Here is a 15,302-nt window from a genome sequence, read left to right on the forward strand (position 1 = left end):
GAACTATTTTTTTATTAATGAACCAACTAGAATAAGGACTCCGCCAACTGCTACAAAAGGTAAGAAGAAACCAAATAATGAATAAAACATAATCATAAATATGAAACCAATAAATGCTGTTACGCAAGACACAATACTTGATGCCAAAAATAATATTTTTGATCTTATATTACTTTTAGCTCGTGTTAATGTCATTATTGAAAGAGTTAATGTAGCTATCAATAGTGGATACATGACTAAACCAGGAATTATATAAATAATAATCAATGGCAAAGTAATTGCTGAAATCATTAATATAGCTAAACTTGTTATTACAATACTTGTTATTGATCCAATAAGCAATAATTTTCTACCTATCACAAAATCTATTTCATTTGACTCAAAAACCTTGTTTTCATTATGTTCCATTTTCATTTTTAATTTTTCAATTTTAGCTTCTAATGGTGTTAATTTTGGTTTTGCTTGATCACTTGCAGTATCAATGCTTTTGTTTATTTCAGTGATAGCTAATATAGATTTTTGTTTATAAATAACTATATATGATACCCATAGAGTTAACATACAAACTATTGTTCATGCTAAGGCAATAATCATAATTAAAAATACAAAATCCGATCTTTCATCAAATATTGAAATTGAATTAATCATTTCCATAAATGCAAATATAGTGTCACAAACTGATATTAAAAATATAATAAAGAACCCTGCTACATTTATCATTCACATATTATTTGAAGTAGTTATTGAACTATTTGATTTTTTTATCATCGAAAAGTTCGTAATTGCTAATATCATCATCAAGATAGAAATAACATATAAAACTATTGACGATTTTCATATGTATTTAATGTGACTCATAATATCTAGTGATAATATTTCTGCATATACTTCCCTAACATTATTTTTTAAATCATCCAAATTAGTTGAAGAATTAGCTTCAGCTAGTTGTTCAAGTCTATTTCATATATCTGAATCAAGTTGTGTAATTGCTTCTCCAACAGAACTATACTTATATTCTGATATTATGAAGTTTAATAGTTGTGTAATCTCATCTATACTATTAAGATTATTGATATTGTTGAATTCTTCTAAAAGATAGTTTAGCTCCGATTCGTTTGCAGCCAAAGAATATATGTCTCAATTTTTAGGAAAAGCCCCAAGTGAATCAAATAATAATATCGTCAACATTATAATTGAGATACCCATCAACACTCCAGAAAACGGCATCAATAGGTTGTTTGCTTTTTTATTTTTTAATGTCATTTAAATTTTTAACTCCCACCATCCAACATAGATTAACAAAAAAAAAAAAAAATCAATGGTTAGTTAATTTTTATTATTTTTTATTTTAAGTTTTTATAAATTCTCATTAGATCATCTAATGAAAGATTCTCTGGACGATGAGTTAATTTAATATTCAATTCATTTAATATAGATTGTGATTTTGGTTTATCTCCAATAGTAGAAGATAAGTTGTTTAAAATTGTTTTTCTTCTATTATTAAAGATTTGTCTTACAAATGAAACAAACTTTTCTGGATTTGAAATTTCACTTATATGACTGTCTTTAAAATCCAAACTAATGATTGCACTATCAACCGCAGGCACTGGTTTGAACATTTGTTTTCCAACAGTAAATTCATATTTTGGTTTTGAATAAAACTGAGAAGTTATGGATAAATTGTTATATGATTTTTCACCAACATTAGCACAAATCCTTTGTGCTACTTCCTTTTGTACCATAAATACGGCTTTAGAAAATATTTTTGAATCTTCAAATACTTTAAACATTATAGGACTTGTAATGTAATAAGGAATATTAGATATAATTTGTATTTTATTATATTTAGAAAAATCTATTAATGATTTAAAATCTTTTTCTAAAACATCTCCTATTACTAATTCAAAATTAGGTACATTAAATTTTTCTCGTAATATTGGTTCTAAATCTTTATCTATTTCAATAGCTATAACTTTTTTAAATTTATTTACTAGCTCCCCAGTAAGTGCTCCCATACCTGGTCCAATTTCAATAATTAAATCAGAATCTTCATCTAAACAATTTATTATTTTGTTTATAAGATTCTTGTCAGTTATAAAATTTTGTCCAAAATGTTTTTTTGCTTGCATTAATACTATTCTATTGTATTTAGACAATAAAAAAATCCATATAATGGATTTGATTTTAATTTTCAAATTTTTTTGATAATTCAAATAGATCTTCAGATACTAACTTATGAACTAATCTAGTTGGATGAACAATGTCAGTAAAGAAATATGAATCAATATCAATCGGTTTTTCTACTCCGTCTTGATTTCTAAAAGGAATCATTGCCATATTTGCTGAAAGAGAAACATCAATTGTCTTAGCAAGACCGAAAGCCAGCAGCTCTGGTACACTTGGTTTTGTAATTATCAAGCCACCTTTTTCAGAATCAAAAGTTAATAATTTAATTTTTGTTGTTGTTACTATTGTTTTAGCTGTAAGTTCAATCTCACCATTACCTTTAAATTTCATTGAATCTGTGAAAGCTTTATCTTTGTTTGTAGTCACGAATTCTTCTTTAGACTTATCCTTGTTGTACTCAATTTCATGTCTATCTTTTAATCCTTCAAATTCTTCATAAATATCATATATTTGAATTTGATTAGGATAATATTTTTGTACTTCTTCAATAACTTTTAACATCTCTGAATGATATCTGGCTGATGTCTTAGCTAAATATTTTAGTGTTTTATCATTTGCATTTCCATATCTTGGAACTGTACTAACATCAGGAGGAGTACCTACTATAATATTTTCAATACCATTATTAAGCAGTGTGAATAATGTTAACCTTATTTTTTGCATAGATTCTTCAATAACTTTATTTTGTGTCTTAGTGTCATTTGGATCTAAACCGCCTAAAGCAAACAAGTCATTACCACCTATTTCAAAGAAAACCAAATCATTATTTGTTTGCTCAACGTGATGTTGAGATATCAAAGCTCTAGCTTGTTTATCAACAGTAACGTCATCTAAAATTAAAGATGAAGTTGTATTTAAAGCATTAGATGCAGTTGCACCACCAATTGAATAATTTCTATTATTTTTTTTAATTGTCCCTTTAGAAAATGGATTTGACGATTCCATTTCTCCAAAACCCAATTTCTCATTTAATAAATAACCTGCTGTTTCACCATTAGAGAAAGAACTATGTCATTTGCCGTCTTTAGATTTAAAACCATAACCTTCATCTCCTATTTCATCATTTCCTAAAGAAAGATTAATATCTGTCTTTATATTTAAAACCTTATTTGGAACTGGCATTAATGGTGATAAAGATGAAAAATCCACATTTAATCCAGAAATATCAAATTTAGTTTTCTCATTTAACATTTTTGAAAGACCATCAACATCGCTTAAACTATCTCCAATGATAAAGTAATTTGTGAATTTAGAATCTTTATTTGGGTGATTTGTTCCATTTTTATAATTAGCTGCTCCATCAACTTTCTTAATTTCATTACCTATTGTAAGTGGACTAGGTTTTGCCCCTTGCGCTATACAAGAAACAAGTAAAATTGAAGTGCTCATAACTAAAACTGATGACGTTAATATACTAATTAATTTCTTCATTTTCAACCTCTTCAGTATTTTTAGGTTTTTTTGTACCTTTTAAAGTTAACACTGTAACAGTTACTCCTGCTGGAATGACTGCAAAATTAAGCGCAAATAATACAATTGCAACTCGTAATAATTGTAAAGTTGCTGTAAAGTTTGGATGGTATAAATCATCAACAATTACATACTTGTTAAAAATATCATCATTTAGAGACAGTTGATTATTATCATCTTTAAAAACATTTATACCCATTGCTCCACCAATAACATGCAATGTTAGTGCTGATCTTATTGATTCAATTTGTTTATTTAAAAACCAAACCTTATTATTAACAATGTGTGCACCAATGCTATATTCTACTTCTACACCGTTTATATTACCCAAAGATCCATTATCATGTATGTATGCTGTATATAAGTTTTGATCTAATATAGTTTGTTGATTTAGTCCAAGATTATAAACATCACTACCATAAATTTCACTAAGCCCTCCTTGAGTGAAAATTCAAGCAGGACCTGTATTTACAAAACCTGTACTGTGGAATTTGCCAGCAACACTTTTATCAAATTCGATTAAACTATTTCCAATGTCATATAAATCGATGTCAACATTTTCTCCAAAATGATCTTCAAATCAATATGCAGCATATTCTTCATAAACACCTTTTAATGCTAGCTGACTTGGATCTCTAAAATCTATTGTTGAAACAGCATCTGCTATGAATGATTTTTTAATTACATTTTTAACAAGCGGATAAGTTGGACTTGTACTGTCCAAAACAAATTTACCTTTAGGGGTAATTTGTTTTAATTCACGTTCTACGCTTTTAATGAACATTAAAGATTCCATTCCCATACCAGGAGCAATCATTAATGTAGTTGTTAATCCAAATGCGACAGTGGCCCCCATTACTGAAAAACCGATTATTCGTCTCTTTTTGTTACTTAACTTTTTGAACATATAATCCTCTATTTTGATAATTCTACACTATAAAACAAAAAAAAAAAAAAATAACTCTTGCAAAAAAAGTAAAAATATGTCCTCCATATTTTGTAATCATTTTTATTTGTTTTAGTTAATTTTTTACTCCATAAAGGTTCATTCATTTGAATAATTTTTTAGAACTTATTTCTTGAGGCCACCCATATTTTTTACAAATTTTTATTCTATTTTCTTTTAAAAAAAACTCATTTTCTATATATTCATCTCAAGTAATAGTTTGATTCTCATTGTTGAATTCTATTAAGTTATCTAAGGCTTTTTTTATATCTTCTTTATTAGCTTCAGCAACACCAATTTTGTTTCCTTTGATATTTTTTTTATCAATAAACGCATGAAAACATTTATTATCCAAAAAGTCACTTATTTTTTCGCGGATCTTTAATCCTGGTCCGTCTGGATCTGTGAAAATTACTATTTTGTTATTTTTAGACAGTTCTTTTAATTGATTCAATATAGCAAGATTAATACCCATTCCATTAGTAGAGATGACATTTATATTATTTCCATATACTGATTTCAATTTTTCTATGTCTGTTTTACCTTCTACTATAATAATCATGAGATACCATTTGCTTTTATATACTTAATTATATTATAATTTAGTTTAGTTAAAAAGATTATCAAGGGAGAAAGAATATATATGACCTCATACAAAAAATGAGAGGACGCAGCTGCAAACAAAACGTTCGTTGCTTTGGATTTAGGTACTGCAAACGTAGTTGCGTATTTAGGCGGTCAAGGAATTATTTATAACGAGCCATCAACAATGGCTTATAACATATTACATGATGAAATAATCGCTGTAGGTATGGAAGCATATGATATGGTTGGTAAAACAAATAGTAATATTAGAATTGTTACACCATTGGTTGATGGAGTTATTGCAGATCTTGATGCTGCAAAAGATTTAATTAGAGTTATCTTTGCACGAATCACAAAAAAAGATTTGAAAGATTCGTTGGTTGTACTTGCATGTCCAAGTTCAGTTACTGAATTAGAAAGAAATGCTTTGCGTGAAGTTGTTTCAGAATTAGGCGCTTCCGATATTTTAATAGAAGAAGAGGTTAAACTTTCAGCTGTTGGGGCTGGAGTTAATATTTGATCTCCATTTGGAAACTTAGTAATTGATATTGGTGGTGGAACTACTGATATTGCTGTTATAGCTTCTGGTGAAATTGTTATTTCAAGATCAATTAAAATTGCTGGTAATGTTCTAAACGATGAAATTAAAAAATACATCCGTTCAGAATATAATGTAGTTATTGGTCCAAGAACAGCCGAAAGAATAAAAAAAGAAGTTGGTACACTTTCAAAAGTAGAGAGTGGAAGAAACTACCGTGTATATGGACGTGATATTATTTCTGGTTTACCTCGTGAAGTTGTTGTGTCTCAACAGGAAATTAAAAACTGTCTCCTAGGACCTTTTTCAAGAATCATTGATTTAATTGTTGATATTATGGAAAACACACCTCCTGAATTATCAAGTGACATTATAGTAAATGGTATTACCGTTTGTGGTGGTGGAGCACTTATTAAGGGATTTGAAGATTATTTAAAATCAATTTTCCAATTCAATGTTCATTTAGCACACGATCCACTTATGACAGTTATTGATGGAGCTCGTGAGTATGAAAAAAACATGATGAAGTGAGTAGCAGTTGCGCAAAGTAGAAAAGAAAGAGAATACAAAATTTAGAAAAATATGGTTGAGCCATATTTTTTTGTAAAAAATGGAAATATTAATAGTTTTTAAAATATATTAATAAATTTTTATGTATGTATAATATTAATAACTACATGTTTAACGATTACCTCATTAACATTGTTGTTTATTAAAATATTAATTATTAATTATTTTTATAAATAATCATTTAAAAATGGAGATTACACATATGTCAATTATTAATAAGGCAAATAACAAACCCACTTTTATTTCAATGGACTTAGGAACATCTAATACATTAGTTTATGTTTCAGGGCAAGGAGTTGTTTATAACGAACCTTCAATCATTGCTTATAAAATTAAAGAAAATAAAATTATTGCAATCGGAGCCGAAGCTTATAAAATGATCGGTAAAGGTAACAAATCAATTCGTATTGTAAAACCAATGGTTGACGGAGTTATTACAGATATCCGCGCTACAGAGTCACAATTAAAATATATATTTAAAAAATTACGTTTAGAGAAGTCATTAAAACATTCAATTGTGCTATTAGCTTGTCCTTCAGTTATTACTGAATTAGAAAAAACAGCTCTTAAAAAAATTGCTACAAATCTTGGTGCTGACAGAGTATTCGTAGAAGAAGAAGTAAAAATGGCTGCTTTAGGTGGAGGAGTAAATATTTATGCTCCAACGGGTAACCTAATTGTTGATATGGGTGGTGGAACTACTGATATTGCTGTTATGGCATCAGGAGATATTGTTCTTTCAAAATCAATCAAAGTTGCAGGTAACTACCTAAACGATGAATGTCAAAAATTCATTCGTTCACAATATGGATTAGAAATTGGTACTAAATCAGCTGAGTCAATTAAAATAACAATTGGATCTCTATCTAAATTTTCTGACGAAAGAAAAATGAAAGTATACGGTAGAGACGTTGTTTCAGGATTACCAAGAGAAATCGAAATTACTCCTGAAGAAATTCGTGACTTATTAAAAGTACCAGTTTCAAGAATTATTGACTTAACAGTTCAAGTATTAGAAGATACTCCACCTGAATTAGCTGGGGATATCTACAGAAATGGAATCACACTTTGTGGTGGTGGTGCATTAATTAAAGGTATGGACAAATACTTCGCAGATACATTACAATTACCAACAAGAATTGGTGAACAACCTCTTCTAGCTGTTATTAACGGTACAAAAAAATTTGAAAATGAAATTTTTGAAATCTTAAAAGCTGAAAGAACTCACCAAGATGCTTTAGAAAACTTATAGGATAAAAGGAAATAAAATATGAACAGAGAAGATCGCACATATATCGCGCTAGATTTAGGTACATCAAACATATTAGCATATGTTTCTAAACAAGGAATTGTTTACAATGAACCTTCAATCATGGCTTACGATAACATATCAAACTCATTAGTTGCTCTTGGACAAGATGCTTACGATATGATTGGAAAAACACACGATAACATCAGAATGGTTGTTCCAATTAAAGACGGAGTTATTACTGACTTAGACGCAGCTCAAGAAATGTTACAAAACATTTTCGAAAAATTGAAAATGGTTGGTGACTGAAAAAATTCAATCATCTTATTAGCTTGTCCTTCAGAAGTTACTGAATTAGAACGTGATGCTCTAAAGCAAGTTGCTTACGATATGGGTGCTGAATTAGTATTCGTTGAAGAAGAAGTAAAAATGGCAGCTATTGGTGCAGGTATTAACATTGAATTACCAAAAGGATACGTTGTTCTTGACATTGGTGGTGGAACAACAGATATTGCTATTATTGCTTCAGGAGACATTATCTTATCAAGATCAATCAAAGTTGCAGGTAACTACTTCGATGAAGAAATCAAAAAATATATTCGTTCAGAATACAACATTACAATCGGTGATAAAACAGCTGAAAATGTTAAAAAAGATTTAGGATCTTTAGCAAAAAATAAAGGTGATTCATCAATGTCTGTTTTTGGTAGAGATATAATTTCAGGATTGCCTAAAGAAGCAGTTGTTGAATCAGAAGAAATTAGAAATGTTCTAATAAACTCTTTCTCAAAAATCACTGACTTAATTATTGAATTAATGGAAAATACACCTCCTGAATTAGCTGGAGACATTGTTAAAAATGGATTCACAATTTGTGGTGGTGGTGCACTTATTAACGGTATTCAAGAATACTTTAACCAAATATTCTCAGTTCCAGTTGTAATTTCAGCTAACGCCCTAACAGGTGTTGTTGAAGGAGCCAAAATATTTGAAAAAATGATTCTTAAAAGATTAGAATCAGGATACTACGGTAAAAATGGTGAATTTGCTAAAGCAAAACACAACTCATCAAAATATATTTAAAAAAATAAAAAACTGATTAATTTCAGTTTTTTATTTGCCAAATTGACATGTATAATTTATTTAACTACTAGATTTAATAATAAATAAATCTATGCTAAATAGACTTTTAAAATTTGCAATTAATAACTAAAAAATGTATAATATTTAAGACTATACTTTTAAAGGCAATATAACTTTTGAAGGTATTGATCAAAAACACACTAAAATATATTAGATATCTTTAAGATATCAAATTCGTAAGGAGAATATACGCATGGCGTTAAAAAAATCAAATGCTAAACCAACATTCGTTTCAATGGATTTAGGTACAGCCAATACTTTAGTTTATGTTTCAGGACAAGGAGTTGTTTACAACGAACCTTCAATTGTTGCATATAAAATTAAAGAAAACAAAATTATTGCCGTTGGTACAGAAGCTTACAAAATGATTGGTAAAGGAAACAAATCAATCAGAGTAGTTAGACCAATGGTTGACGGTGTTATTACAGATATTCGTGCTACAGAAGCACAATTAAAATACATCTTCAAAAAATTACGTTTAGAGAAATCTTTAAAACACTCAATCGTATTATTAGCTTGTCCTTCAGTTATTACTGAATTAGAAAAAGCTGCTCTACAAAAAATTGCTGGTAACTTAGGTGCTGACAGAGTATTCGTAGAAGAAGAAGTAAAAATGGCTGCTTTAGGTGGAGGTGTAAATATTTATGCTCCAACAGGTAACCTAATTGTTGATATGGGTGGTGGAACTACTGATATTGCTGTTATGGCATCAGGAGATATTGTTCTTTCAAAATCAATCAAAGTTGCAGGTAACTACCTAAACGATGAATGTCAAAAATTCATTCGTTCACAATACGGATTAGAAATTGGAGCAAAATCAGCTGAATCAATTAAAGTAACAATTGGATCATTAGCTAAATTTGCTGACGAAAGAAAAATGAAAGTATACGGTAGAGACGTTGTTTCAGGATTACCAAGAGAAATCGAAATTACTCCTGAAGAAATTCGTGATTTATTAAAAGTACCAGTTTCAAGAATTATTGACTTAACAGTTCAAGTATTAGAAGAAACTCCACCTGAATTAGCTGGGGATATCTACAGAAATGGAATCACACTTTGTGGTGGTGGTGCCTTAATTAAAGGTATGGACAAATACTTCGCAGATACATTACAATTACCAACAAGAATTGGTGAACAACCTCTTTTAGCCGTTATTAACGGTACAAAAAAATTCGAAAATGAAATTTTTGAAATCTTAAAAGCTGAAAGAACTCACCAAGATGCTTTAGAAAACTTATAGGATAAAGGGAATAAAATATGAACAGAGAAGATCGCACATATATCGCGCTAGATTTAGGTACATCAAACATATTAGCGTATGTTGCTAAACAAGGAATTGTTTACAATGAACCTTCAATCATGGCTTACGATAACATATCAAACTCATTAGTTGCTCTTGGACAAGATGCTTACGATATGATTGGAAAAACACACGATAACATTAGAATGGTTGTTCCAATTAAAGACGGAGTTATTACTGACTTAGAAGCGGCTCAAGAAATGTTACAAAACATTTTCGAGAAATTGAAAATGGTTGGTGACTGAAAAAATTCAATCATCTTATTAGCTTGTCCTTCAGAAGTTACTGAATTAGAACGTGATGCTCTAAAACAAGTTGCTTACGATATGGGTGCTGAATTAGTATTCGTTGAAGAAGAAGTAAAAATGGCAGCTATTGGTGCAGGTATTAACATTGAATTACCAAAAGGACACGTTGTTCTTGACATTGGTGGTGGTACAACAGATATTGCTATTATTGCTTCAGGTGACATCATCTTATCAAGATCAATCAAAGTTGCAGGTAACTACTTCGATGATGAAATCAAAAAATACATTCGTTCAGAATACAACATTACAATCGGTGATAAAACAGCTGAAAATGTTAAAAAAGATATTGGTTCATTAGCTAAACATAAAGCTGAATCATCAATGTCAATCTTCGGTAGAGATATTATCTCAGGATTACCTAAAGAAGCAGTTGTTGAATCAGAAGAAATTAGAAATGTTTTAATTAACGCGTTCTCAAAAATTACTGACTTAATTATTGAATTAATGGAAAATACACCTCCTGAATTAGCTGGAGACATTGTTAAAAATGGATTCACAATTTGTGGTGGTGGAGCACTTATTAAAGGTGTTCAAGAATACTTTAACCAAATATTCTCAGTTCCAGTTGTAATCTCAGCTAACGCCCTAACAGGTGTTGCTGAGGGAGCAAAAATCTATGAGAAAAATATTCTTCAAAGATTGGAATCAGGATACTACGGTAAAAATGGTGAATTTGCTAAAGCAAAACACAACTCATCAAAATACCTTTAGTAAATAATTAAACTTACTTTCGAGTAGGTTTTTTTTATCTAAATTTCACAAAAAAAGAAGCAATTTGCTTCTTTTTTAATATTAAATATTAGACTAACCCAAACAAGTTTTTAGCATTACTATAAGTCACTTCAGCCATTTCCTCAGTACTTATTTTCTTTAACTCAGCCATCTTCTTAATAGTATGGATTATGTACTCTTGTCTGTTAGTTGTTCCTCGGTATGGAACAGGAGTTAAATAGGGAGCATCTGTCTCTGTGACTAAATACTTCATTGGTACTTTTTCAACTACATGTTGCAATTCTTTAGCATTAGGAAATGTAACAACACCACCTATTGATATATAGTAACCTTCTTTAATAAAAGCGTCTGCAACAGCCTGATCAGCTGTGAAGCAGTGAACCATTGCTTTCTTGATCTTGTGTTTAATCAGCATTTTTAAACATGAATAGTAAACATCAGTATGATTTTTTTGATCTCTAATATGAAGAACAACAACCAAATTATTTTCTTTGGCAATTTTAACTTGCTCTTCAAAAATAAACATTTGCTTATCTTTGTTTTTATCAGAATAATAGAAGTCTAATCCTATTTCACCGATACCTTTAACTTTGTCTAACTTAGCTAATTTTGCAATTTCTGCAATCTCTATTTCAGATACATCTTCAACATTATTTGGGTGTATACCTATAACTGCAAAAACACTTTTATGTTTCATAGCATCACGCACACTAGCTTTTGACGAAGCAACATCATATCCTGTACTCATGAAATATTTAACTCCGCCATTAATAGCATCATCAATTAAGTCATTAGTTGTATATCCTTCAGTTGTATATTTGTCATCATGGAAGTGTGTGTGGCAATCTATTAACGTTATATTCTTCATATTTTCTCCTATTTATTATTTGCCTAAGCAATATTTTTTAAAAATATTATTTATAATTTCATCTTCAAATGCTTCACCTAAAAGTTCATCCAGGATCTTTTTGATTTCATAAAACTCTATATTTATTATATCTACTGGTACTCCATTAATAAAGGAAAAAGCTATAGTTTCACACTTTTCCAACATTAATACAAATAAAGCCATTTGTTCTGAATTAGCTATAAGTGGCAAATCAAACTTCATTAAATCTTCATTATTGAATTTATTTTCCAAATATTTAATTACATTGTCAATTTTTTTATCTTTAGCATTTGTAAATACTAAGTTTTCAAATTGCTTACTAATTTCCTTTTTATCTGAATCACTTAATTCATCTTCTTTATTAACAATTATTAAATGTTCCTTTTTCTTGATAAATTCATATAAATTTTTATCAAATTTATCATTATTAATTACAAAGAAAACTAAGTCTGACTTACCGACTTGATCATATGATTTCTCAATTCCGATTTTTTCTATTTTATCTTCTGTAAAACGAATACCAGCTGTATCCACTAAATTTAATGTAAAATTTTCAAAGTATAATTTACCTTCAACAAAATCACGTGTTGTACCTTCAATATCAGAAACTATTGCTTTTTGTTCATTAATTAGAGAATTCAAAAGCGAAGACTTACCAACGTTTGGTGATCCAATAATAGATACATTTACACCCTCATTCAACTTATTTGCTGACCTAGAAAATAAGATTATGTTTGATAATATGTCATGTATCTTTTTGATTCGATTAGAGATATTTTCAACTGGCACTTCTTGGGTTTCTTCATACTCAGGATAATCAATTGCAGTTTGAATAATTGAAATTAAATCTATAATTTCATTTTTAATTTCTCGTAGTTTTGAATTATGTGATTGCACTAAATTACGTGCATTTAATTTTCTATAAGTTTCATTTGTAGCATTAATCATTTGATTAATAGATTCGGCTTTTATTAAATCAATTTTTCCATTCAAATATGCACGTTTTGAAAACTCACCACGCTCAGCTAATTTACATCCATTTTTAATAAGCATTTCAATAATTTTTGTGACAACCAACTTTCCTCCATGACAATTAATTTCAATTACGTTTTCACCAGTAAAAGAATTAGGGGCAACAAATGGAATAACAAAAACTTCGTCAACAATTTCATCACCATCATATAAAAATCTTAATTTTGGTTTATTAGAAACTTCAATTTCTTTTTTAACTATTTTATTAAATATTAAAAAAGCATCATCACCCGATACTCTTATAATACTTATTGCTTGATTTGATATTGAAGTTGCCGGAGCAACTATACATTCATTAACGTAACTTTTCATTTTAAAACTCTTTATATTTATTTACTATTATTAAACAACAAAAAAACAACTTAGTAAAGTTGTTTTTATTCTTTGTGCTTTGCTGCTGCTGCTTCAAGCTTAGCAATCTTTTTAGCACGTTTTTTTTCATTTATAGCTTTTGCATTTTCTCTGTAAATAAAGAATCCAACTGTTTGACAAACTTGGAACAATGAAGAGAAAATTCAATATATTGCTACCCCCGCGGCAATACTGTTAATAATGAAGAAGAACATAACTATGAATATTATTTGAAATATTAATTGTTTTTTCTTGGCTTTTTTTTGTTCAGCAGTATATGACTTAGGATTTTTAGATAGAAATTTTTCTAAGAACTGAGGTAAGAACATTGTAGTAATTTGTAACATTAAGTAAACAACAACAATAGCTAAATATTGGAAATTACCAGCAGTCATTTCTGAAAATGGTGTTGCAATAAATGAAACAGATCCAACTGATCCAACCTTAAACGCATGAGAAGCCCTAATTGTAGCTAACATCGCAATCAAGAACGGCATAGAAACCAACATAGAAACAATCATCGAAACTTGACTGACACCCTCTTTTTTATAGAGTTCTGAAATTTCTCTTTGTTTTTTCATTTTAGCTTCGTTACTTGTTTGACCTTTATATTTGTCATTAATAGCACTTGATTTAATTGATAATTCATTCATTTTACCTTGGTTCATTTGAGCCTTGAAACTGAAAGCTAAAGTTAAACCTCTAATAGCAATGGCGGCAAATACAATTGAGAAGAACGCAGCCACACCATATGAAGTTGAAGTTGGATCCATTAATCCAGCTGCATCAACAGCAGAAAATAGTGAAACTATTCAAACCAACAACGCTGACATAGGATAAACGAAGAATCCATAGAATGGCGAAAACCCTGTATTTGTAAATGCTTCACCTCAACTACTTACATAGTTAAGTGAATATGTATAAGGTGAACCTTTTATTAATACTGTTCATTGACTCTTAAAAGCACTTTCGCTAAAAAATGCAATTTCAAAACCAACTCCTGATGAGAACATTTTATTTCCAAATTGATCAGTAACTTGTGAAACAATATAATCTGGTTGCATCATTTGTACACAACCTCATAGAGCAGAAAAAATCAAAAATAAAAATAAAACAATTTTAGTAATTTTTCAAATACGCTTAAAAGGTATTCGTTTAAATCAATTTGGTTTTGAACCATCTGGATTTATATTTTTGTTTCCTTGGTTTCCATCTCTATTACTAAAGTATTTATTGTAATCTGGTTTATGTTTGTACATTTAAATTACTTCCTTAATTTATTTACTAGCTTAATAAATTCATTAGTGTTTTCATTGAATGATTTTTTTTCAAATTCTTTACGAACCATAACAATAATATCGACAGAATGATTTTCACTAGTTTTTATGTATTCTCAAATAATTGATCTTACTTGTCTTTTTATTTTGTTTCTTTCTCACGCCTTTCAATTTTTTTTAGAAACTGAAATTCCGTATTTTAATATGTTTTCATTATTCTTTATTGAATAAATTACAAAGGATTGATTTTTTAAAAAATTCTTTTTAGTTATTATTTTTTCAAACTCATAGTTCTTTTTAATAATTCTTGAATTTTTCATTTATTAAGCTGATAATCTAGCTCTTCCTTTTTGTCTTCTAGCTTTTAAAACTTTACGCCCACCTTTAGTTGCCATTCTGGCTCTGAACCCATGAGTTCTTGCGTGTTTAATTTTACTTGGCTGTCATGTTCTTTTCATTTTTTACCTCATATATCTTTACAAATATTTATAACATTAATTATTATATATGAATAGTAGTTATTTATAATTGTTTTTTTGATGGATGTGTGTTTGGTGTGTAACTTATACCCTTGTGTGAAAGTGCGTAACTTTAAAAAATATAGATTCTTATTTACTAATGATTTTTATTTATATTACATTTGATATTTAAAAAATTAATAAAAAAAAATAACACAACATCACAAAAAAAATACTCTTATAATTTACATATAAAAGGATATGAAC

At 29.0% G+C, this 15,302-nt stretch carries 15 protein-coding genes; 5 read left to right on the plus strand and 10 right to left on the minus strand.

What is annotated here, in order from left to right:
- Window positions 1-3: 3 nt before the first annotated feature.
- The 5 genes from STIUS_RS03590 to rnmV form a co-directional block, all read right to left on the minus strand.
- On the minus strand, window positions 4-1,263 hold the full coding sequence (locus STIUS_RS03590; protein WP_162650013.1) for a hypothetical protein: 1,260 nt from the start codon (window positions 1,261-1,263) through the stop codon (window positions 4-6).
- Between the two features lie 80 nt (window positions 1,264-1,343).
- Window positions 1,344-2,129, minus strand: a complete 786-nt coding sequence (rsmA, locus tag STIUS_RS03595; RefSeq protein WP_162650051.1) for a 16S rRNA (adenine(1518)-N(6)/adenine(1519)-N(6))-dimethyltransferase RsmA — start codon at window positions 2,127-2,129, stop codon at window positions 1,344-1,346.
- 55 nt (window positions 2,130-2,184) lie between these two features.
- Window positions 2,185-3,618: an SGNH/GDSL hydrolase family protein gene (locus tag STIUS_RS03600; protein WP_162650014.1), complete on the minus strand. Its 1,434-nt coding sequence runs from the start codon at window positions 3,616-3,618 to the stop codon at window positions 2,185-2,187.
- The gene (locus tag STIUS_RS03605; protein ID WP_162650015.1) at window positions 3,602-4,564 is read right to left on the minus strand and encodes a hypothetical protein; all 963 of its coding nucleotides are present in this window, start codon (window positions 4,562-4,564) and stop codon (window positions 3,602-3,604) included. The genes STIUS_RS03600 and STIUS_RS03605 overlap by 17 nt, the downstream gene beginning before the upstream one ends.
- Before the next feature lie 115 nt (window positions 4,565-4,679).
- Complete coding sequence (gene rnmV, locus STIUS_RS03610) at window positions 4,680-5,165, minus strand: ribonuclease M5 (RefSeq protein ID WP_162650016.1); 486 nt, start codon at window positions 5,163-5,165, stop codon at window positions 4,680-4,682.
- Between the two features lie 81 nt (window positions 5,166-5,246).
- On the opposite strand from rnmV, the gene STIUS_RS03615 reads away from it, so the two are divergent.
- From STIUS_RS03615 to STIUS_RS03635, 5 genes are all read left to right on the plus strand, one after another.
- Entirely contained in the window at window positions 5,247-6,302 is a 1,056-nt protein-coding gene (locus STIUS_RS03615; RefSeq protein ID WP_162650017.1) for a rod shape-determining protein, read from the plus strand.
- Between the two features lie 196 nt (window positions 6,303-6,498).
- A complete protein-coding gene (locus tag STIUS_RS03620) occupies window positions 6,499-7,548 on the plus strand; it encodes a rod shape-determining protein (RefSeq protein WP_162650018.1) in 1,050 nt (349 codons plus the stop codon).
- A gap of 18 nt (window positions 7,549-7,566) precedes the next feature.
- A complete protein-coding gene (locus STIUS_RS03625) occupies window positions 7,567-8,628 on the plus strand; it encodes a rod shape-determining protein (protein ID WP_162650019.1) in 1,062 nt (353 codons plus the stop codon).
- A gap of 253 nt (window positions 8,629-8,881) precedes the next feature.
- A complete protein-coding gene (locus tag STIUS_RS03630) occupies window positions 8,882-9,928 on the plus strand; it encodes a rod shape-determining protein (RefSeq protein ID WP_162650020.1) in 1,047 nt (348 codons plus the stop codon).
- A 17-nt stretch (window positions 9,929-9,945) separates the two neighbouring features.
- Entirely contained in the window at window positions 9,946-11,007 is a 1,062-nt protein-coding gene (locus tag STIUS_RS03635; protein ID WP_162650021.1) for a rod shape-determining protein, read from the plus strand.
- A gap of 88 nt (window positions 11,008-11,095) precedes the next feature.
- On the opposite strand, the gene STIUS_RS03640 is transcribed toward STIUS_RS03635, so the two are convergent.
- The 5 genes from STIUS_RS03640 to rpmH form a co-directional block, all read right to left on the minus strand.
- Window positions 11,096-11,896 (minus strand): TatD family hydrolase, encoded by an 801-nt coding sequence (locus STIUS_RS03640; RefSeq protein ID WP_162650022.1) that lies wholly within the window; start codon window positions 11,894-11,896, stop codon window positions 11,096-11,098.
- Between the two features lie 15 nt (window positions 11,897-11,911).
- The gene (mnmE, locus tag STIUS_RS03645) at window positions 11,912-13,261 is read right to left on the minus strand and encodes a tRNA uridine-5-carboxymethylaminomethyl(34) synthesis GTPase MnmE (protein ID WP_162650023.1); all 1,350 of its coding nucleotides are present in this window, start codon (window positions 13,259-13,261) and stop codon (window positions 11,912-11,914) included.
- 65 nt (window positions 13,262-13,326) lie between these two features.
- Window positions 13,327-14,559 carry a membrane protein insertase YidC gene (yidC, locus tag STIUS_RS03650; protein WP_162650024.1) on the minus strand — a complete coding sequence of 411 codons (1,233 nt, stop codon included), beginning with the start codon at window positions 14,557-14,559 and terminating at the stop codon, window positions 13,327-13,329.
- 5 nt (window positions 14,560-14,564) lie between these two features.
- Window positions 14,565-14,897, minus strand: coding sequence for a ribonuclease P protein component (rnpA, locus tag STIUS_RS03655; protein WP_162650025.1), 333 nt, complete (start codon window positions 14,895-14,897; stop codon window positions 14,565-14,567).
- A gap of 3 nt (window positions 14,898-14,900) precedes the next feature.
- Window positions 14,901-15,035, minus strand: a complete 135-nt coding sequence (rpmH, locus tag STIUS_RS03660; RefSeq protein ID WP_162650026.1) for a 50S ribosomal protein L34 — start codon at window positions 15,033-15,035, stop codon at window positions 14,901-14,903.
- Window positions 15,036-15,302: the final 267 nt, after the last annotated feature.

It is taken from the genome of Spiroplasma sp. TIUS-1 (assembly GCF_010365785.1).
Taxonomy (GTDB): domain Bacteria; phylum Bacillota_I; class Bacilli_A; order Mycoplasmatales; family Mycoplasmataceae; genus TIUS-1.